General features: G+C 35.7%; 24 protein-coding genes and 3 pseudogenes. 21 read left to right on the top strand and 6 right to left on the bottom strand.

Features of this window, described 5'->3' with window-relative positions; all coding sequences use genetic code 11:
• The 5 genes and pseudogenes from LIZ98_RS01890 to LIZ98_RS01910 form a co-directional block, all read left to right on the top strand.
• Positions 1–197, top strand: a pseudogene (locus LIZ98_RS01890) (IS1634 family transposase); the annotation flags it as partial.
• A 159-nt stretch (positions 198–356) separates the two neighbouring features.
• Positions 357–2,336: an acetoacetate--CoA ligase gene (locus LIZ98_RS01895; RefSeq protein ID WP_227138738.1), complete on the top strand. Its 1,980-nt coding sequence runs from the start codon at positions 357–359 to the stop codon at positions 2,334–2,336.
• Between the two features lie 289 nt (positions 2,337–2,625).
• On the top strand, positions 2,626–3,177 hold the full coding sequence (locus LIZ98_RS01900) for an RNA polymerase sigma factor (RefSeq protein ID WP_227138739.1): 552 nt from the start codon (positions 2,626–2,628) through the stop codon (positions 3,175–3,177).
• On the top strand, positions 3,161–3,592 hold the full coding sequence (locus LIZ98_RS01905; RefSeq protein ID WP_227138740.1) for a hypothetical protein: 432 nt from the start codon (positions 3,161–3,163) through the stop codon (positions 3,590–3,592). Before LIZ98_RS01900 ends, LIZ98_RS01905 begins: the two co-directional genes overlap by 17 nt.
• Positions 3,593–3,627: 35 nt before the next feature.
• Complete coding sequence (locus tag LIZ98_RS01910; protein WP_227138741.1) at positions 3,628–3,867, top strand: hypothetical protein; 240 nt, start codon at positions 3,628–3,630, stop codon at positions 3,865–3,867.
• A gap of 178 nt (positions 3,868–4,045) precedes the next feature.
• Here LIZ98_RS01910 and LIZ98_RS01915 read toward each other — a convergent pair.
• Positions 4,046–4,147: pseudogene (locus LIZ98_RS01915) on the bottom strand (SDR family oxidoreductase); the annotation flags it as partial.
• 285 nt (positions 4,148–4,432) lie between these two features.
• Here LIZ98_RS01915 and LIZ98_RS01920 point away from each other — a divergent pair.
• From LIZ98_RS01920 to LIZ98_RS01965, 8 genes are all read left to right on the top strand, one after another.
• Positions 4,433–5,752, top strand: coding sequence for a short-chain fatty acid transporter (locus tag LIZ98_RS01920; RefSeq protein WP_034768753.1), 1,320 nt, complete (start codon positions 4,433–4,435; stop codon positions 5,750–5,752).
• Positions 5,753–6,430: 678 nt separating this feature from the next.
• Complete coding sequence (locus LIZ98_RS18175; RefSeq protein WP_375293559.1) at positions 6,431–6,589, top strand: hypothetical protein; 159 nt, start codon at positions 6,431–6,433, stop codon at positions 6,587–6,589.
• A complete protein-coding gene (locus LIZ98_RS01935; protein ID WP_375293560.1) occupies positions 6,544–6,756 on the top strand; it encodes a hypothetical protein in 213 nt (70 codons plus the stop codon). Before LIZ98_RS18175 ends, LIZ98_RS01935 begins: the two co-directional genes overlap by 46 nt.
• 441 nt (positions 6,757–7,197) lie before the next feature.
• Positions 7,198–7,554: an MmcQ/YjbR family DNA-binding protein gene (locus LIZ98_RS01945; protein ID WP_227092340.1), complete on the top strand. Its 357-nt coding sequence runs from the start codon at positions 7,198–7,200 to the stop codon at positions 7,552–7,554.
• Between the two features lie 562 nt (positions 7,555–8,116).
• On the top strand, positions 8,117–9,058 hold the full coding sequence (locus tag LIZ98_RS01950) for a YecA family protein (protein ID WP_227138742.1): 942 nt from the start codon (positions 8,117–8,119) through the stop codon (positions 9,056–9,058).
• Between the two features lie 118 nt (positions 9,059–9,176).
• A complete protein-coding gene (locus LIZ98_RS01955) occupies positions 9,177–9,518 on the top strand; it encodes a MerR family transcriptional regulator (RefSeq protein ID WP_227138743.1) in 342 nt (113 codons plus the stop codon).
• A gap of 328 nt (positions 9,519–9,846) precedes the next feature.
• Positions 9,847–10,008, top strand: a complete 162-nt coding sequence (locus LIZ98_RS01960; RefSeq protein WP_162835742.1) for a hypothetical protein — start codon at positions 9,847–9,849, stop codon at positions 10,006–10,008.
• Complete coding sequence (locus LIZ98_RS01965; protein WP_227138744.1) at positions 10,001–10,315, top strand: type II toxin-antitoxin system PemK/MazF family toxin; 315 nt, start codon at positions 10,001–10,003, stop codon at positions 10,313–10,315. Before LIZ98_RS01960 ends, LIZ98_RS01965 begins: the two co-directional genes overlap by 8 nt.
• A 68-nt stretch (positions 10,316–10,383) precedes the next feature.
• On the opposite strand, the gene LIZ98_RS01970 is transcribed toward LIZ98_RS01965, so the two are convergent.
• Complete coding sequence (locus LIZ98_RS01970) at positions 10,384–10,779, bottom strand: helix-turn-helix domain-containing protein (RefSeq protein WP_034768763.1); 396 nt, start codon at positions 10,777–10,779, stop codon at positions 10,384–10,386.
• Between the two features lie 151 nt (positions 10,780–10,930).
• On the opposite strand from LIZ98_RS01970, the gene LIZ98_RS17905 reads away from it, so the two are divergent.
• Positions 10,931–11,329: a type I restriction-modification system subunit M N-terminal domain-containing protein gene (locus LIZ98_RS17905; RefSeq protein WP_255601893.1), complete on the top strand. Its 399-nt coding sequence runs from the start codon at positions 10,931–10,933 to the stop codon at positions 11,327–11,329.
• Here the strand turns inward: LIZ98_RS17905 and LIZ98_RS01980 are convergent.
• Positions 11,294–11,560, bottom strand: coding sequence for a type II toxin-antitoxin system RelE family toxin (locus tag LIZ98_RS01980; RefSeq protein ID WP_176458886.1), 267 nt, complete (start codon positions 11,558–11,560; stop codon positions 11,294–11,296). The two genes, LIZ98_RS17905 and LIZ98_RS01980, sit on opposite strands and share 36 nt — an antisense overlap.
• Positions 11,553–11,783 carry a hypothetical protein gene (locus LIZ98_RS01985; RefSeq protein WP_041846975.1) on the bottom strand — a complete coding sequence of 77 codons (231 nt, stop codon included), beginning with the start codon at positions 11,781–11,783 and terminating at the stop codon, positions 11,553–11,555. The genes LIZ98_RS01980 and LIZ98_RS01985 overlap by 8 nt, the downstream gene beginning before the upstream one ends.
• 155 nt (positions 11,784–11,938) lie before the next feature.
• Here LIZ98_RS01985 and LIZ98_RS01990 point away from each other — a divergent pair.
• From LIZ98_RS01990 to LIZ98_RS02005, 4 genes and pseudogenes are all read left to right on the top strand, one after another.
• Positions 11,939–12,249: pseudogene (locus LIZ98_RS01990) on the top strand (type I restriction endonuclease subunit R); the annotation flags it as partial.
• Positions 12,250–12,596: 347 nt separating this feature from the next.
• Positions 12,597–14,360, top strand: coding sequence for a hypothetical protein (locus tag LIZ98_RS01995; RefSeq protein ID WP_227138745.1), 1,764 nt, complete (start codon positions 12,597–12,599; stop codon positions 14,358–14,360).
• A gap of 450 nt (positions 14,361–14,810) precedes the next feature.
• Entirely contained in the window at positions 14,811–15,023 is a 213-nt protein-coding gene (locus LIZ98_RS02000) for a YdbC family protein (RefSeq protein WP_227138746.1), read from the top strand.
• A 57-nt stretch (positions 15,024–15,080) separates the two neighbouring features.
• A complete protein-coding gene (locus tag LIZ98_RS02005; protein ID WP_227138747.1) occupies positions 15,081–15,476 on the top strand; it encodes a hypothetical protein in 396 nt (131 codons plus the stop codon).
• 143 nt (positions 15,477–15,619) lie between these two features.
• On the opposite strand, the gene LIZ98_RS02010 is transcribed toward LIZ98_RS02005, so the two are convergent.
• Together LIZ98_RS02010 and LIZ98_RS17910 are read right to left on the bottom strand one after the other, a co-directional pair.
• Positions 15,620–17,056, bottom strand: coding sequence for a carbon starvation CstA family protein (locus LIZ98_RS02010; protein WP_227138748.1), 1,437 nt, complete (start codon positions 17,054–17,056; stop codon positions 15,620–15,622).
• A gap of 152 nt (positions 17,057–17,208) precedes the next feature.
• Complete coding sequence (locus LIZ98_RS17910; RefSeq protein ID WP_255601896.1) at positions 17,209–17,337, bottom strand: hypothetical protein; 129 nt, start codon at positions 17,335–17,337, stop codon at positions 17,209–17,211.
• 447 nt (positions 17,338–17,784) lie between these two features.
• Between LIZ98_RS17910 and LIZ98_RS02015 the strand changes: the two genes are divergently transcribed.
• From LIZ98_RS02015 to LIZ98_RS02025, 3 genes are all read left to right on the top strand, one after another.
• A complete protein-coding gene (locus LIZ98_RS02015; RefSeq protein ID WP_041846971.1) occupies positions 17,785–18,087 on the top strand; it encodes a rhodanese-like domain-containing protein in 303 nt (100 codons plus the stop codon).
• A gap of 67 nt (positions 18,088–18,154) precedes the next feature.
• Entirely contained in the window at positions 18,155–19,849 is a 1,695-nt protein-coding gene (locus LIZ98_RS02020) for an FAD-dependent oxidoreductase (RefSeq protein WP_227138749.1), read from the top strand.
• Positions 19,850–20,142: 293 nt separating this feature from the next.
• Positions 20,143–20,403, top strand: a complete 261-nt coding sequence (locus tag LIZ98_RS02025) for a metal-sensitive transcriptional regulator (RefSeq protein WP_041846969.1) — start codon at positions 20,143–20,145, stop codon at positions 20,401–20,403.
• Positions 20,404–20,496: the final 93 nt, after the last annotated feature.

Raw genomic sequence — 20,496 nt, forward strand, 5'->3', positions numbered from 1 at the left:
GGTATAGTAAGGCCCATAGACCTGATTTAAAACAAATCGTTCTGGGGATGGGTGTCACACCTGAACGAATTCCTATCCTTGCAAAAGTAGAAAATGGGAATATTTCGGATAAATCTTGGGACGTGGCGTTCATTCAAAAGATGAGAAAAATCCTTTCAAGGAAGCAATTCAACCAAAATAGTAAAATTTTAATGTGATTAATTTGATATAAAGTAACATTTTAAATGTATGAAAATTATTTACTGTTTTCATTGTTCATTGTAATATAAACATAAAATTACTGCTAATGTAGTAATATTTTGTAATGAAATTTTTTAAAATGATTATTTATAAGGGGAGTTTTTGGGAGGGATAAAATGAAGATTGAAAAGACGAATGAAAAATTGCTTTGGGTACCCTCACCGGAATTTAAAGACAATTCGAACATGAGGGAATTCATGATATGGTTGGGGAAAACAAGGGGGTTAAAATTTGAAGAGTATCATGAATTGTGGAATTGGTCCGTAACTGATATCGAAGGGTTTTGGTCGGCCATTTGGGACTTTTTCAAAATAAAGTCATCTAAGCCCTATGATGAGGTTATATCAGGTGGGAAAATGCCGGATGTAAAATGGTTTTTAGGGTCATCATTAAATTATGCCGAGCATGTTTTTCGCAATGAAGACCCTGAAAATGTGGCTGTCATCTATGAATCCGAAACACGTCCTTTAGGGGAATTAACTTGGGCAGAACTGAAAAAAACTACTGCTTCCATCGCACAACATTTAAAGTCGATTGGCATTAAGCCCGGGGATCGAGTCGTGGCCTACACACCGAATATTCATGAAACATTATCGGCATTTTTAGCATGTGCCAGCATCGGTGCCGTTTGGTCAAGCTGTGCACCGGAGTTTGGTATGAAAAGTGTGATCGATCGGTTTAAGCAGATTGAGCCAAAGGTATTGATTACGGTCGATGGATATAAATATGGCGGAAAGGAATACGATAGGCTTGAACTGGTCAAACAAATTCAAGCGGAGTTGCCGACATTAAATGAAACGATAATAATTCCTTATCTTAAAGATCAGCCGGATATGTCCGGGTTAAAGAATGCAACCCAATGGGATAAGATTTTAAAAGAAAATGCTCGGGCTCAGTTAACTTTTAAACAGGTTCCTTTTGACCATCCTTTATGGATTTTATATTCATCAGGAACGACCGGAAAGCCAAAAGGGATTGTGCAAAGTCAAGGCGGTATATTAATAGAACACTTGAAATTCCTGATGCTGCAATCGGATTTAAAAAAGGGTGACCGGTTTTTTTGGTATACAACGACTGGCTGGATGATGTGGAATGAGGTTGTTGGAGGGTTGCTTACCGGTGCATCCGTTGTTTTATATGATGGGAATCCCGGCTATCCTAATTATGAAACATTGTGGAAGTTTGCAGAATCAGCCAAAATCACCACATTCGGGACAAGTGCCAGTTTTATTATGGCTTGTGTAAAAGCAGGCGTGAAACTAAAGGAACAATTTGATTTATCCCATTTAAAGAGCATTGGTTCAACCGGTTCTCCACTTCCTGAAAAAGGATTTGAATGGGTGTATGAACATGTTAAAGAAGATGTATGGCTGTTTTCGACAAGTGGCGGTACAGATGTTTGCTCAGCTTTTCTAGGACCATGTCCATTGCTTCCGGTTTATTCAGGAGAATTGCAAGCGCGTGCATTAGGAGCAGATTTGAAAGCGCTTAATGACAATGAAGAAGAAGTCATTGAAGAAATCGGTGAGCTTGTGATTAAGAAACCGATGCCCTCTATGCCAATTTATTTTTGGAATGATGTGGACGGTAAACGTTATAAAGAAAGTTACTTTGATGTTTTTCCGGATGTTTGGCGGCATGGTGATTTTGTGAAATTTACACATAGGGGAAGCTGCATCATCTATGGACGGTCCGATGCAACGATTAACCGTGGTGGCATTCGAATGGGGACAAGTGAAATTTACAGTGCGCTTGAAAGTATTCGCGAAGTAGATGATAGTTTAATCGTGGATATCCCGTTGGATGAGGAGCGTTCTTATATGCCGCTATTTATCGTGTTAAAGCCCGGGATTGAACTTTCAAACGAACTGAAAGCACGAATCAATCAAACGATTCGTCAAAACTGCTCACCTAGGCATGTGCCGGATGAAATTTATTCTGTGAATGAAGTTCCGAAAACGTTGAATGGCAAGAAGCTAGAAGTGCCCATTAAAAAAATTTTGATGGGTGTACCTGTGGAAAAGGCAGTGAACAAAGGATCATTGGCAAATCCGGATTCGTTAAATTACTTTATTCAATTTAAAAAAGAGTCATAGGGACAGGTACCTTGTCTCAGAACCGAACAGTGCTTGAAACTGTTCGGTATATGAATACTAAAAGAAAGCCCGCGTAAAAATAGTCCGTGGGCTTTTTTTAGCTAATAGGAAAGTGGAAATTTTTCAATTTCTACTTTCCTAACGCATAAGTGCTCTTGCGGCTCTGCCATCGCCTTAAGGCTCGCCAGTCGCCGAGTTTTCTTTATATTTCCAAATATAATTTTATAAAAACGGGACTTTTTCCATATATCAATCGTCTAATGAAAAAATACAGAAAGGATGAGAAGGAGTGGAACGCCGAGTAGAGGACTTTATTTTTCGAGGAACGGATGAAGAAGCCATCGTTTACATTATTGATTACTACGGAGAGGGAATTAATAAGCGACTGATTTTCACGTATGTAAAAAATTACGCCCAAACTGATGATCTTTTTCAAGACTTTTTGCTAAAAGTTTATCAAAATATTGGACAGTTTCAAGGGAAATCCTCCTTGAAAACATGGCTTTATCGGATTGCCATTAATACATGTAAAGATTATCTACGTTCGCCCATCAACCGTATATTTTCGCCGGGCATAAAATCTGATTTGATAAAAACTTCACAATCCGCAGAAACCCAGGTTCTGAAAAAAGAATATTATCAGCAACTTGCTCAATGTATTTTTTCCCTGCCTATCAAATATCGGGAAATATTCGTTTTGCGGTTTTACCAAGATTTTACCATTAAAGAAATTAGTGAGGCTGTAGGAATACCGGAATCCACGGTCCGGACAAGAATTATGCGTGGGAAGAAAAAAATACAGGAACAGTTAGGGGGCGATGGTTTTGAAGAATTCGAATGAGCAATTAAAAATGGCCATGGATGAAATCATTGGAATAGAACCTTTAGTTCGGGAAGAGGATAAAACGAAATTTTTGATGAAAGTGCACAAGAAACAAAAAACGTACTTAGTCCCAAAACTTTTAACGGCACTACTTTTCATCGGATTGGCAGGGTGGCTATTATTCCTTGCACTGAATTCCGGCGGACTGCAACAAGCATCTCCGGCCGATAAAAATATAAAAACGATTGAAACGGTCTTAAACCAAATGCTCACGGGACCAAGTAAGGAATTCTCAAAGGCAGTGGATGCTTGGGAAAATGCAGTGCCCGATACAGGGGAGGGAGTCAATTCCGGAATTATCACATCCACCCCGGATCCATTGAGGCAATATACAGACAAATATTTTAAACCGTATTTTACAGAAGAAGGATAACAGATTATATAAATACGAGCGGTTTGACATTTCTCATGCAAGCAGATTGGTACGGGTATGTGCTTAAAGTGAATGATTTGAAGATAGAAAAATTAGAAATGGAAGGAAATTATTATGATTTTACAGTCACAGTTAGCTTTCAAAAAACTGGCAGTGATCAACAAAATACTGCCAAAGTGACCGGCCAAATTAACATTAATGACGAAGGAAAAATCCAAGTGTTTAGTATGTTTGGTGATGGCGGTTTATTGGAAAAAATGACAGAGGGGCGGTAATGCCTTCGTGCCAGAGGGACAGGCACCGCGATCCAGAATCAATGGGAAAGAACTGGGGAAAAGGTTCTGTCCCCATGGATTTCACAGAAAATCAGTGCCTGCCCCTCTGTATGTTCATACGTAAACATTGAGGAACAGGCACTATTATTAGGCTATATTCGGTCAAGAAATCTGTCTCCTATTTCGCAATTTGTCCAACGTCAATGACAAATTCGGCACCGGTTACAAAGCGTGATTCATCAGAAGCCAGATATACGGCACCATAGGCGATATCTTCCGGTAAAATGGAATAAACAATTGACTAATATAGTGAGAGGTGCTCTTTAAATATAGCAGGTGATAGACCTAGGTTAAGTCTATGGACTATTTATGACACTATCAGACTTTTTTCGCCCCGGATCTTCTTACTTGAAATTATAAAGCGCTTTCAAAACTTTTGCAATCATTTTTTGAAATACTCATTACGGAATATTTTATTAAATGAACGCATAGTGTCATAGTAAGGCTTCAGTAAGCTTAATAGTTTTAATGGTTTTTTATATTTACTAAAAAAGGGGTGATATATTTGAAAGCGTTAACGGGATTTTTTGACCGGCTGGTGCAGCGTTATCTTCCGGATGCCTTTCTTTTTGCTATTATCCTTACCTTTCTTGTTTTTGTAATCGGCATCATTTTTACCGATAGTGGTCCGGTTGACATGATTAATCATTGGGGAACCGGATTTTGGGATTTGCTTGCCTTTACCATGCAGATGGCCTTGGTAGTTGTAACCGGTTATATTTTAGCCAATGCGCCGGCGATCAAGAATTTCCTTGCCGGATTGAGTAAACTAGCAAAAACACCCGCTCATGCGATTATGCTTGTGACTTTTGTTTCTGCAATCGCATGTTTAATCAACTATGGATTTGGACTGGTCGTTGGTGCATTGTTTGCAATCCATGTGGCTAAGCAAGTACCTTCTGCAGATTTTCGTATTTTAGTAGCTGGAGCATACAGCGGATTTCTCGTTTGGCATGGAGGATTGTCCGGCTCCATTCCGTTATCGATTGCAACACCGGGTCATTTTTTGGAAAAGGAAATGGGAACGATCCCGGTAAATGAAACATTATTTAGTCCATCAAATCTTTTTATTGTTGCAGCTTTGGTTTTGACATTGCCGATATTTAATCGGTTCCTGATGAAAAATGCTGACTCGCTTAATCAAGATCGTTCAAAATGGACCGTGCCTGATGATGAAGTCGAACCTGTCCAAAAAGCTCCTGGAACACCTGCCGAAAAGCTTGAAAATAGTAGGATTATATCGTTATTAATTGGCGTAATGGGGCTGGCCTATATTTTCTATCACTTTGCAACGAAGGGTTTTGATTTAAATATTAATATTGTCAACTTTATCTTCCTATTTTTAGGAATTTTGCTTCACAACACACCTAGGCAATTCCTAAATACCGTATCAAATGGTGTTAAAAATGCGGGTGGGATTATCATTCAATTTCCGCTATATGCTGGGATCATGGGAATGGTGACGTTATCCGGCCTATCTGAACAAATTGCTTTATGGTTTGTCTCCTTAGCCAATGAACATACGTTGCCTTTCATTTCTTTTGTAAGTGGTGGTATCATTAATGTTTTTGTCCCTTCAGGAGGTGGACAATGGGCCGTACAGGGTCCAATTATGATTGATGCTGCAATGGCGATTAATGCTGATGTTGCCAAAACAGCAATGGGTGTTGCTTGGGGAGATGCTTGGACAAATATGATTCAGCCGTTTTGGGCATTGCCTGCCTTAGCAATTGCGGGGCTTCATATTCGGGATATCATGGGTTTTTGTGTCATGATTTTGCTTTATAGCTTTATCCCGATTTCCATTGGTTTTCTATTTTTCTAATATAATGGGCAAACAGAAAAGAGGCTTGTGGGTTTCCGTTTGCTTTTTTAAAAGATAAGAAAGTATAAAAATACAAGTAAATAACTTGGAATTAGTTTTATTGTCTAGCTCCGAGCGCCAGCGACTGAGAAACTAACTCCCCTTTAATGTGCTCATGCGCCATAGCCTATTCGAGGAAGCGGATGTTCAGCTCGTCGCAAAGCGGGCGCTCTGCGCTTTTCTTACGTTAACTTACAAAAGCTACTTCTTTATGAACCGAACCTACGTAAGAGGAAAAATCTACAAAATTATCTTTATCACTATTACTAAGTCTGTTAAAAGCATAATCTGTATTTGAAGTAAAAATATAATGTCTAAGAGGTGCATCATTTAGTTGCACCTCTTTTCGATTTTCCCATGGACGTCCGCAGCTCACCGGTACGTTTTGATTCACTAAACACTTTTTCCAAACGGTATCTGTCTCTCAATACGTTAATTTATTAGTTTTGAAAGACAGGCACTATTCGGTGGAGATAATTAGTCATTTAAATTTTTCATTGGGAATTGAGGAATTTTAAATTACATTGATGCCAGTCCCCGTGACCCTCCCTATCAAAAAATTTTTAAAAGTCTTATGTTCATTTTGCAAAAGGGAATCTATAACACTAATAAAAGGATAATTACAAGGGGGAGTCGAAAATGAGCAAGCTATTAATCAATGAAAGTCCAATTTTAGTTCTACCGACATTAGCGAAAAAGATTGGACTGAATGAAGCGCTGTTTATGGTATATCCCAGTCTGATATGTACCAAATGTACGCCTATTCGAAAAAATATCGATCAAGTGAAATTTGGCTGATATACCCGATGACCGGTGAAATGACGGATGCCAATCTCCATTTTGAATCGATAAAGAACGAGGTTTTGGAAACCCAGGTTCAATTATTTTTTATTGACGTTACTAAGATTGATGAAAGCTTGGATGAGTTGAAAGAAAAATTAATGAATGGAGATTTTCGATTTTGAGCGGTGGGGAACAGGTCTGTTAGTAAAGGAAAATTAAATCTAGGAATATATGGCGAATCATTGTTGAATTCGCCTGTATGGTAAAATGATAATATAAAGAAAATGAGGAAAGAAGACGAGTCCGAATGAAGTGGCAAGAAGTAAGGGAGCTTTTTCCTAATCAATTTGTTCTCGTTTCCATCATAGACTCCACGAAGAAGGGGATAAAAAATTATTGATGAAGTAACCCCTATACGGGCAATTTCTGATAAGGATGCAAATCAAGCATTTTTCAATGCGAAAGAAGAGATAGTTGTTTATCACACGTCTATTGAGGAACTTGTCATTCATATCCGAAGAGCCCCGCTACTAAAGGTGAGAATAGATGTAAATTAGTAAATTAAGTAGAAAATCTTTAATTATGCAATAGAAAGATCACTAGGAGTTTTGGGAGGTACCTTTTTGATTAATAGAGACGAAATTTTCGATTATGCCAAGAAAAAATTTCATACAGAGCCAGATTATCCTTGGGTTAAGTTTCCGAATTATGCGGTGCTAAGACATAATGGAAATGGCAAGTGGTATGGACTAATCATGAATGTACTAAGAACCAAATTAGGTTTATCAGGGGAAGGAAGTGTCGATATAATAAACTTGAAGTGCGACCCTGAGTTAATAAGTTTATTAAGGAATGAACAAGGAATTTTGCCAGCATACCATATGAACAAGGAGCATTGGATTACAATTGTTTTAGATTGTCCTTTTCCAAAAGAAGAAATCTACAAATTAATTAATTTGAGTTACGATTTAACAAAATAAAATTTAATTGATATCGATCATCATCAATATTGTAACAGCCATTGTTTTGATGAAATGGAGGCAATATTACATTATGATTCCTATGCCGATGAGTATATATTTTTATTTTGGGAGTTTGAACAGTTAACATGTAAATATCGATTTTATCTGAATCGACAATTTAAAAAGGATATTCCCACCCATTTAGATATAACGCAGCTTCTTTTACCCAATCTGTCAACTCTCCAAAATCATTAATCATATGATAAGCATCTTGAACAGATTGGAATTCGCATACGTACAATGGGAAGTCTCTCTTCAACTGTTCTACAATTTCTTTCTTGTTCTCTTTTTTCAATGTAAAATTAAAATCTAGTTTTACCAGTCTAATTTTTTTTCGATATTTATATCTTTAATTCCAGCAACTTTCTTAGCTTCTTCCACAAGACCTTTCGGGTGAATACAGAAACGTGTTCTTCCGACAATTCTATCTTTTAATGTGTATTTTATTTTTTTGTTAAAGCCCTTTATAATAAAAGTAATATAGTAGATACTTTTATATTTCGATGGAAGGAGAATTTAAGTGAAATTAGGAAGAAATGATACATGTCCGTGTGGCAGTGGTAAAAAGTATAAAAAGTGCTGTATGGGGAAAATTGACCCTAATCAGTCAAAGAATGATAAAGATGCAATTATTTGGTGGACACAAGATATGGTTGAGGAATTACCAACGGAAGAAATTTTTCGGAAATTGATGAAATTTGGTGTTTTAGTCAATAAAGAAATGTTTATTAATGAAATAAGTGAATCTTGGTCTGCTAATGACATCCTTAAAAAATGGGAGAAACGTTATAAACTTGATATTTATAGTCAAATAATTGATTTTATATATTTGGCAATTATCGTATTAAGTACTAGACTCGTTCCTGACCATTTGTTAATCGAGCATTTAGACCATATGGTTGAAACAGGTTATAATGCGTGGGAGATGGAAGACAATGAGCAGAAAGCCGCAATGATTTGGCACGATGCGTGGCAGGAATGGAAAAATTGGTTAAAGAATCATAACATTTACTCGGTTAAGAAGTTAGATGGAATGAGAGATAAACTTAATTTTTTCTTTTCCGAGTGGATAACTGATTTTGAAACGGTCTCGCATAATGTCGGTACTGATCTTCCATCATTTCATGAGATAAGATTTAATTTTGTCAGTGATATTTTGAACTTTTTTACAGATTTAAATCTTTCAATGAAAGAGAATTTAACCCGAGTACAGGCGGAAGAATTGTTCCATCAAGGACGAATTGAGGAAGCGAATCAAATACTTGAAGATTATGCAAGGAAACATGAAAATTGTCCATGGTTATTTATTGGCTGGGGAGATTTGTATAATCCGAAAATGGGCTCACTTCATCCGGATAAACAAAAGGCAAAGGAGCTGTATAAAGAGGCGATAAAAAGGGCTGTGGAAGAAAATGATCGTGAGGTAGCAACAGCTCGGTTTTACAGATTAGAAAATGATTAAGCATTCGATAGGTGCTTGGCACATTACCAAAGAAACTTTATTCACATATTTCCAAGTAGTTTTGGTTGCGGAAAAATATCAAATGATGAGTCGTTATTTCTGATGTTAGGTTGTCATAATGGAAAATACAGAAGACTATCAAATTGAAGCTGAAACCACTCATAACTTAATTAAAGTGGATACGGTAAAACCTTTTGTTATGGGCCTTTCTGAGGAATCAATTGACAAAAATGGAGTGAGGTATGTAGATACAAAATTAGTTGAAGATTACTACGGTGTATCAACAGAAACCGTCCGCAATTGGATAAAGGATGGGAAAATTTCGGGGAAGCAATTATCCGATCGAGGGAAATGGTTCATACCTGCTGAGGGGTTTGAATTTTCCGAAAAACGAATAGAAAATGATGACACACATGAAAAATTAGCTGAAATACTTGGAGAAAACTTCGATGATGACTGAGAAGCTGAATTAGACGAAGAATAAAGGGGAGAAACGATTGGTTGTCATTGCCTTAGATACAAACTTTGTTGTTCCATGAATATTACATGGTGGAAAAAACTATCAAGGGAGTTTCTTAACGCAATAAATAGTAAGAATAGTTATTTTTATAAAATTTTTTCAATATTTGACTTTATTTAATGGAAAAATTGAAAACAATTATATGTGTAGTAACACACTAGTGCTTTAAACTGGTACTTTAACCTTTTCTGAAAAATGGTATTTTTGTCAACATGATAAAAATTACTGTATAATATACATGGAATGAAATTTATTTGAGGTGGTTTATATGACTGCTGAAGAAATTTTAAAAGCAATTATAGAAATGGATAATAGCGAACGAATAAAATTATTGAATAAGTTATACGATTGCTACTTTGACAACAGACCTCCAAGAGAACAAATTATAAAAGAGAAAGAAGAAATTTTTTGGGGTACTGACGATGACTAGAAGTGGGAGACGTGGTGAAATCTGGACCGTGGAGTTAAATGGTAAGAGAAGACCGGTTGTTATCGTGAGCAATGACAATGTAGCTGCAGAACTAGATCATTTAATTGCGACTGTTACTAGCAAACAGGTTCGAAATGAGTTTGATGTTGTTATTGAATATTGGGAAGAAGCTGGCCTAGACAAGCCTTCTGTAGTCAGGTGTTCAAAATTAAATACATTACATTATCAAGAATTATTATTTAAAATTGGAAAATTATATGAAAGTGATTTAGAAAGGGTATTAACTACCATTAGAAATTATTTTTAACTTTTTGTCTCCATAAGTCATCCTAAGACAAAACAGCTACAATGACACTCAAGGTCACTGTAGCTGTTTTAGTTTTTCTTCTTTTTTCCATCCATTGTTTTAAAAAGTTCCTTCGTTGTTTTTACTACATATTTAACCTCATCTAGTTCTCGTTCCTTCAACATGGAATAATGGCAATCCAACAACAGTGATTTGTCCATGATTTCATTTTCCCTATCTTCTTCAATGATTTTTTTGAAATCAAAAAATTCAACGGGTTTGACTCCTAAAGCCTTGATAATCATTTCTAAAGTTTCTAAAGTAGTGTTTTGCTTCCCGGTTTCGATTTCAGAAATGCGTGATTTGCTAAAACTCATTTGACCTGTATTTTCTGCCACTCTATCCGCAACGTCTTGTTGAGAAAGCCCCTTTGCTTTTCGAATTGCTTTGATTTGTGTGCCAATTAGTCCCTTCAAATTCGTCATTATTTCACCTCTACCATAAATGCTAGAGAAAAAGCCAAAAAAAGAGATACCAATATAGTGGAATATTATTAAAAAGTTCCGTTATAATGGTACAATTGTAATAAAAGTATAAAATTGGGGGTCTGTACCCGTTTATTAAGAGGAGATCGAAATGATTCATTTTCAAGATAAAGTAAGTTTCATCTGGTCGATTGCAGAAATCTTAAGAGGACCATATAAGCCGGAAGATTATGGTAAAGTTGTTCTACCCCTTGCCGTGTTGCGCCGGTTTGATTGTGTTCTAGAAAGCACAAAAGAAGAGGTGCTGACGAGTTCCGAAAAATTTAAACACTTAAATGAAGATGCGCGTGAACCAATATTGAACCGAGTAAATGCGGTCAATTTTTATAAAAAGATGAAGAAAAGTCTCGGTAATAAACGAAATGAAATTACCGATGAGCAAATAGAAGAAATTGTTCGTCTGTACGGAGATTTTAAAGAAGGTGATCGTCACTGCTGTACGTACTGCAAAATATCATTTGTAAATATCTCCACGGGGTCCGAGGTCTAAAACAATAATAATCAATGTATCATTATGTACCCGATAAAGTAAGCGGAGGGATCCAATACGAATTCGATAATCATCATGTTCGGATCCCTCTAATGGTTTTACATTTGGAATAGCATATGGATTTTCCCGAAGTTGATTAATCACATCTTTCACTTTATTCTTTAATTTCGGTGGCAATTTCTCGTAATATTTAGCTGCAGGTTTCCTTAATTTTACCTTGTATTTAGACATGGAGATCATCCCAATCAATGAGATCATCGTTTTTAATATCGTGTTCAGCCTCTTTTAAAATCTTTTTTTCCTCTTCACTTAAAGGTGAATTATCAGCTTCCACGGCAATTTTTTTTTGATTATCTTTTTCAAGCACAACTTTAATCAAATCATACACAAGTTTTGTATCTTTATCATCAATCAGATCTACAAGAAAATGAAGGTCCTCCTTGCGAATACTCATTTTATCACCTCTTAAAAGGTTTCTTTCTTCTTAATTATACACTATTTGTTATGTTAACACTAAAATTAGTGAACAGTGCCGGGCAATATTCAGTTTTTAAACGAGTAAGGACCAAGGAACAGGGTTTTATGTCCCAGTTTGCCCCTGTAAAAGGCGAAAAGGTGCGGCTTTCCACAATTGTTGAAAAACTTAATGAACGGTTTGGAACGGACTTTACCGAAACCGACTTCCTATCCCGTGAACAAGTGAAAAAAGATATGTTAAAAAGTGAAGACATTCAAGAAAAAGCCAAAAACAACACGAAAGAAAACTTCAAATTCGCTTTCGAATAGTCATTTATGGATTTCATCATCGACCGCATGAGCAGCAACGAAAAATTCTTCATGCAGATCTTGGAGAATGAGGAATTTCGGAATTTTATCATGGAGACATGATGAATGAGGTGTATGCGGAAGTGAATGGGTAAACATTAGAACAAAGGCTGTCCGTACAGAATAAAGGGGCAGCCTTATTTTTAAGAACGAGGTCCCTAAAAGATTTATTTACGGTGAAGGAATTGGTTTGCTTTTGATAAAAAATTGTTTTCTCAAATTAATATAGAAACAAACGTTCTTTTTAGGTATAATAAAAAGGAGCTTATCCGCTGGGTTGGGTTTCAACCTCAAGACCAGCGGGGCTCCTGTATTATCAATAATATTATATGTTTGATTCAATTAAAGTATACTATATTTGGTTCAATTCATCAATAAAAAGTAGACTTTTTTTATTATATACGTTTCTTAATAAATTTTCAATAAAAAGTTGGGGGTTAAGATGGAGAAGAGCTTGAACAATAAAGATATATTAAAATATGGTAATTTTAATAAAAACCAAGTATTCTTTATTCAAAGATGGTCGGAGATGCTAAATATACATACACACAGTAAATATGCTGTACGATATTTAAATTCTCACCAAGCATTAAAAGAACTCCATTATGTTTGTAAGGGAATGATTGAGGGGACAATTAAGAAAAATGATAATCATCTAAAATTGGTATTTAAGGAAGTAAAGAGAGTATTGAGTAGTGATCAAATTTTTAAGGAAAATGCACCATCTCATTTTCAAATTCTAGATAATACTCTTCAAGGAATACCAAAAGCAGATAATATACCAAAACTTTATTCAATTATCTTTCAAATAGAATATGCAATTAATTATATTGAAGACCAATACTTAACATGGATTATTGAGAAACTGCAACAAGTCCTATTATCTGATGATGAAAATTTTGAGATGATAGATAATATTCTTCAAACTTTAGCAAGTGAATTACTAGGCAATGGATGGTCATTACAGGCATTATATTCGGTTGTTCATGAGGGGATATTTAAAAATAATCTTACTGTTCAGGGGAAATTTAATGAAATACTTAATAGGTTTAACAAATCTCCTGAACCTTATATCTTTTTATTTACTTTCAAAGGTGATATATCAAAAGAAATAATCTCGTTATTAGAAAAATTGAATGTTGAATTTATAACTGGGGAGGAAATAATTGAAACATATAAAGATTATAAATTAGATAAGCACATATCAGTAGATAAGATTTATGTTAGAGTTATTTTGGAAAGCTATGATGTATATACAGGTGTAAACAATGCTTGGCAAAAAGTCGTTGGAAGTATAGAAGTACTTAATTTTTATGGCTATAATATACCTGACTTTGATATTGCTCCTATAATTTTATTACCACAAACACCAAAATATATTAGAAATGTTAAGGTGGATCTTTTAGCTAAAAGGAAAAAATTCAGAGCACCAATTACAATGATGAATCGAGTTATAATGCAACTCAAAAATGGTGATGTTGAGGTAAATCGTAAACTAAAAAGCTTGTATGAATTTACTAGGATAAGTGATGAATCTCTTTCTCCCCAATCTACATTTATAAACCTATGGATAGGAATTGAGTCTTTTGCTCAGTCAAAGGAATTTGATGGTGGTATCGAAAGTGTAAAAACAGTTATTGCATATACCTCTACACATAACTATTTATATAGTATTATTAGAAATTTTTTAGAGGATTGTAATCGATGTAAAATAGAAATAAAATATGATGGACAATTAATACGTATAGGAAGATTACAAGCGCAAGAGGCGTTAGATTATTTTTGGGATGAAAAATTTGTTGAAGAAATGAAAAAAACTTGCACAGAATTAAATAGTTTATTATTTTACAGATTTATAGAGTTCATAAGTATCCTAAAAGATGGAAAAAAATGTGCTGATTTATTAGAAAAACATAAAATAAATATCCAACAACATGTGCACAGACTTTATCGAATTAGAAATTCAATTGTACATTCTGGTGAGTTGCTTTATAACACAAATCTATTTATAAAACATCTCTATGAGTACATTGAACAAGTTATGTCTGTCGTTATAAACCGTCTGGAATTAGTGTCCAATATAACATTAGAACAAATCTTTGCTCAAGTTCGTGATAGTGTTGATGCCACGATTGAGACACTAAAGAATAGTAGGTTATTAGAAAAGGACACATACATTAATCTGGTATTAAGAGGAGCATTTTAAATAACTATTAGAATTGTAAATTCTTTTAGTCATCAAAATAACATTATCATTCAGTCATTTATGGATTTCATCATCGAAGCAGTATAGAAGAGACGTTCAAAAAGAAAGGTGTGAAGAATACAATGAAACTTTCATTTGATGGAAGTCTAATTACTGTTCCTATAAAAGTTCCTTATAGAAGGAAATCTATAGAGATAATTACTTTAAAAACGAATTGACTTTATCAGTAATTAAGGTATTATACTTTCAAGGGAAAAATCGGTTTGACCGGTTTGTAATTGGGATTGAGATCGATGAGGATAGGGCATAACGTAGCATAAGACATGTTCATGGAAGGAGTAGCAGCAAATTTATTACAAAAACCCAAATTTAGTGATTCTTTTAGGCTACTTTCTAAAAATATTGGGTAATTTCAACAGCACTAACTAAATAATGAAGGAGATATTTTCTATGGCAGAATTAAAATATGAAATCGTTGAACATATTGGTGTGCTTTCGGAGTCATCAAAAGGTTGGACGAAAGAATTAAACGTCATTAGTTGGAACGGAAAAGAGCCGAAATATGATTTGCGTGATTGGGCCCCGAACAAAGAGAAAATGGGAAAAGGAATCACTTTAACCCAAGCAGAGTTAGAGGTGCTTAAAAGTTTGCTTCATTTTTAACTGATAAAGAAAAATTAATTGGAACTTTTATTCACCAAACTAGGGAGTTAACTAAAAATGAACGAGCTACTAGTATTCGGTGATTTACATAAATACCTGTGCAAACTTGGCCAAATGGAAGTTGCGATTCCAGAAAGTAGTTTTGCCCCAGGGTATAACCGGCTTGGCTGGAGAGGCAAGAGGAAATTTGCAACTTTACATGGAGATAAAAAGTACCAATACTTAATCCTTCATGTTGACCCGGGGAACCCTGAATCTACAAAAGGGAAGACCATTCAAAAGGAAATCCAAGAAATATTAAAATTTGATATTAAAGAAATGAGAAGTTTCAGCCTGAAAAAACATGAAGTTTATATTCCACTTGAATGTATTGATTCAAAGAAAAATTTCGAGCTACTAAAATGTTTTATTAAGAAACTATATGAAGTGGCTTATAGAAAAGTTGAAAGATGAGCACGCATTTAAAAAGTAGTATTTCGTATTTTGTCCCATCTAATAATTAAATGCCCCGTTCTTGAACACCAAATGGTATCGGTGACTATTGTAACCAAAAGAATTGGCTGCCCACCGTAATCGGGAGCAGCCGTTGTTTCGTATTATGCCGCTTCTTCGTCAACGTTTATACTTTCTTGACGGTTATGGCGACCTTTCCAATAAAAATAACCAATTGTAGCAGCTGTTAAAAAAATCCCGATGATAAATGAAAGGTTTAAATCCAACCTAAATCCAATTTGCGCATTTAGAATGTAGACAAATACCATATACGTAATAAAAACGGCCGGTATAAACGCAATCCAGTAATTTCTCTTTTTAACATACAAGTACATAGCACCAATCCAAAGAGCAAGTGCAGCGGTTCCTTGGTTCGCCCAAGAGAAATAGCGCCATAGGATGTTAAAATCAATTTGTGTTAATACAACAGAAATTGCAAATAAAGGCAGTGCAATAAATAAACGTTTTGCCAGTTTGTTTTGTGGTAGTTTAATATAGTCTGCAATAATATTTCGAGCTGCACGGAAAGCAGTATCGCCGGAAGTAATCGGTAATACAACTGCACCCAAAACAGCAATCGTACCTCCTACAGCACCGAGTAAATAAACAGACACTTCATTCACAACAAGTGAAGGAGTACCTTCAGCAATCATTTCCTTTAACGTCATTCCATCAAAAATGGCCATTGTAGCTGCGGCCCAAATCATGGCAATAATACCTTCAGCAATCATCATTCCGTAAAAAATAAAGCGTCCTTCTTTTTCACTCTTTGTTGTTCTTGAAATGATTGGCGATTGCGTAGCATGGAAACCGGATAGGGCCCCACAAGTTATTGTAAAGAATAACATTGGAAAAATTGGTATGTTGTCCGGATGCATATTCGTTAAAGATAATTCCGGAATTTTAGCTGCATCGCCACTTACAAACATACCAACCGCTACGCCAAGGGTTCCTATTAATAAAACGGCACCAAAGAATGGATAGAGGCGACCGATAATTTTGTCAATCGGTAGAACTGTAGATAATAAGTAATAAAAAAAGATTGCACCAATAATTACTCCTAAAGCAACTTTTTTATCAATTAAAATATGAAGCATGGAAGCAGGCGTTGTAACGAAAACGGTACCAACGAGTAATAATAATAACAGTGCAAATGCATTAACTACGTGCTTCGATGCTTTTCCTAAAAATTTTCCTGCAAGTTCCGGGATATGTGCACCTCTGTTTCGGATAGAAATCATTCCTGTTAAATAATCATGAACGGCACCGGCAAAAATGGAGCCTAAAACAATCCACAAAAACGCCACCGGTCCGAATAGCGCACCCATAATTGGACCGAAAATTGGTCCTGTACCGGCAATATTTAATAATTGGATGAGCGAGTTTTTTGTCTTACTCATTGGCACATAATCCACCCCATCTGCATTCGAATAGGCTGGCGTTTTTCGCTCGTAATTTGGCATAAATACTTTTTCTACATATTTACCATAAGTGAAGTATCCTAATAGTAAAAGTGCAATTCCCCCAAAAAATGTTACCATTTCTCCATCCCCTTTGCTGTTAACTATTTGAAATACAATCCCCTAAGAATTTGAAACGTGACATTCCATTAAGTCTTTTCCGGAAAAGCGATCCACCCTCTCTAAATTTTGTAATTAAGTTATAAATAGTAATAAGATTAATTACTAATAACTTAGAATCCCCGAATTCTTACAATGGATACGAATTCACTACTATTGTAAACGGTTACCAATGTATTTGACAAGAAAAACACACCGGGACAGTTCGTCGTCCCAAGTGCAATCAATAAACCGGTCTCCATGTTAGTCCCTGTTTTACTATGTCGATAGGATAAAATTTGAGATGGTTTAAACAGACTCTGAGAAAATTTATAGGGTATTATAGAAATCGACAACAGTTAACGAATAATGTTAACTGAATAACATATAACATTCCATACGGTGGATAGCGAATTAGATCTTCCCGGTACGGAATGTGTCAATTATAAATAAATTTGGTAACCGGTATAACCAATCAATAAAATAAGCAGCAGGAAAAAACTACGCTCAAACAGACCGCCAGTTGAATCAAGGGTATTATCTCAGAATCATCAGTTTCAAATCGGTTGACAAAATTACCCCACCCGGTATATGATTATCTTACCATTATAAATATAAGAGAGTTATTATCTAAAAAATACCCACAGGGGTAATTGTCTTGCACCCCGTCAAAAAAATCAACCTATCACAAATTATTTGGAGGTATATCAATGAAAAATATTACTGCAAAACAGTTGGAAGAGAAATTAGAAAGGGGAGAAAAGGTAAATATCATTGATGTTCGCGAAGATGATGAAGTCGCTCAAGGCATGATTCCCGGAGCAAAGCATATCCGCTTGGGAGATTTGCCAAATTCTTTAAGTAACCTTAATAAAAATGAACATTATTACATTGTTTGTCATGCCGGGGGAAGAAGTGCGATGGCCTGTGAATTTTTAGTCGAACAAGGCTTTGACGTAACCAATATGCTTGGTGGAATGATGGCTTGGCAAGGAGATATCGTGGAACCCTAACTAAAAATATGTACGAGAGCTATAGCTTGATTTCTACATTAACTAAATTTGAAAAGAGGTATACAATATGAGAAGAAAAATTTTAGTAGTCGGGGGCGTAGCTGGCGGGGCTTCGGTTGCAGCCAGAGTTCGCAGACTTGACGAAAATGCGGAAGTGATTATGTTCGAAAAAGGACCGCATGTGTCTTTTTCAAACTGTTCGCTCCCATATCATTTAAGTGGGATTGTAGAAGATAGTTCCAAATTAGTTCTCATGTCACCGGAAGTGTTCAAAAAAAGATACAATATTGAGGCAAGAGTCCATCATGAAGTCGTAAAAATTAATCGAGACAGAAAAACGATTACAGTAAAAGATTTACTATCCGAAAAAACATATGAAGAAAGTTATGATAAATTAGTGCTTTCACCCGGCGCTTCACCAATTCGACCAAATATTGAAGGAGTAAACCAGCCGCATGTTTTCACAGTAAGAAATGTAGTGGATATTGACCATTTAAATACGCATATTAAACAAAACGGGGTAAAAAATATTGCTGTAATCGGTGGCGGATTTATTGGAGTTGAAGTAGCGGAAAATTTGAAACTTGCCGGTTACCAAGTTTCGTTAATTGAATTTGCCAATCAAATGATGACACCATTTGATTACGATATGGTACAAATTCTCCATAAAGAGATGGTTGACAACGGCATCAATCTAATTGTCAATGACGGTTTAGCAAAAATAGAGGAGAACTATATAGTAACGAACTCCGGTAAGAAAGTCGATGCCGAAACAGTTGTATTGGCTATTGGAGTTAAACCGGAAATAACGTTAGCGAAAGATGCCGGTCTTGAAATAGGTGAAACCGGAGCTATTAAAGTTGATGCGAATTATATAACAAGTGACAGGGATATTTATGCTGTTGGAGATGCGATTGAAGTTTATCATAAAATTTTGCACAAACCAACAAGATTAGCGCTTGCAGGACCAGCCCAAAAACAAGCAAGAGCTGCTGCCGACCATATATATGGAAATATGAACAGACAAAAAGGTGTTATTGGTTCATTCTCTATTCACCTATTTGATTTAAATGCGGCAGCAACCGGTTTAAATGTGCGAACTGCTGAACAAGCGGGGATTCAATGTGATTCAGTTTACGTATTGCCGGGAGATAAGGTTGGGCTAATGCCAAACAGCAAACCTATGCACTTTAAATTAGTCTATGAAGTTCCCACTGGAAGAATTCTAGGTGCTCAAGCAATTGGTAAAGGGAATGTTGATAAACGGATTGATGTGATTGCAACGATGATTACCATGAATGGGACGTTAGAGGACTTGAAAGATTTGGAATTAACATACTCACCGATGCTCGGAACAGCAAGAGATGTGGTGAACCATGCTGCAATGGTTGCATTGAATCTATTGCATGGCGTCTATCGTGAAGTGAAAGTTTCAGAGGTTCGAAAGTTAGTGGAAGGTAACGCATTCATCATTGATGCTCGTGAAAAAAGTGAATATAATGCAGGTCATTTAAAAAACGCAATTAATATTCCATTAAGTGAGTTTAGAGAGCGATTGGATGAAATTCCGAAAGATCGTCCGGTTTATATTCATTGTCGCTCCGGTCAGCGTAGTTATAATATGGTAATGGCACTGCAGCATTTAGGGTATACAAATGTGTATAATATTTCCGGTTCTTATCTTGGTATCAGCTTATATGAGTACTATAATGATTTAGTGACCGGAAGAGAAAAAATCGTAACCGAATATAATTTTAAATAATAGGATTTAACCTTAAGGGCAGTCCCAAAATTCCTTTATCGAAATGTAAAGAGTAGAGTGAGTGCAGCCCGTGGGATAATTTCCCGTCATACTGCTTGGTTGGAAAACAATTGAAACTTTTAGGGAACAGTGTGCTTTTAAGACAGTCTCGTAGTATTATTGCTTTATCGGGTGTATTTTCATGGGAAATCAATGAAAAAGTCAAAAACAACACGATTGCTGCTATTACAGATTGGCGAAGTTTTCAAATGGCATCGCAAATATGAACGGCTCTTGGTAAGGAGGGAGAATAATTGCAGTATAATAAATCTGTCGTAAACCGGCTAAAACGAATTGAAGGTCAAATTAAAGGTGTTTTAAACATGATTGAGCAAAATAAAGACTGTAAAGATGTGGTCACCCAATTATCAGCTTCTCGCAGCGCCATCGATCGGACTATCGGTTTAATTGTCAGCTTGAATTTAGAACAATGTGTTCGTGAAAATATTGAAAAAGGAGAAAGCACGGAAAAACTTGTAAAAGAAGCGGTCGAATTACTGGTAAAAAGTAGATAAAGTTCATCAATTTTTCAGCTAATAGGAAAGTAAAAATTTTTCAATTTCTACTTTCCTAACGCATAAGTGTACAAGGAAAGCTTCGCGGGAATA

This window comes from Caldibacillus sp. 210928-DFI.2.18 (assembly GCF_020554505.1).
Classification (GTDB): domain Bacteria; phylum Bacillota; class Bacilli; order Bacillales; family Caldibacillaceae; genus Caldifermentibacillus; species Caldifermentibacillus hisashii.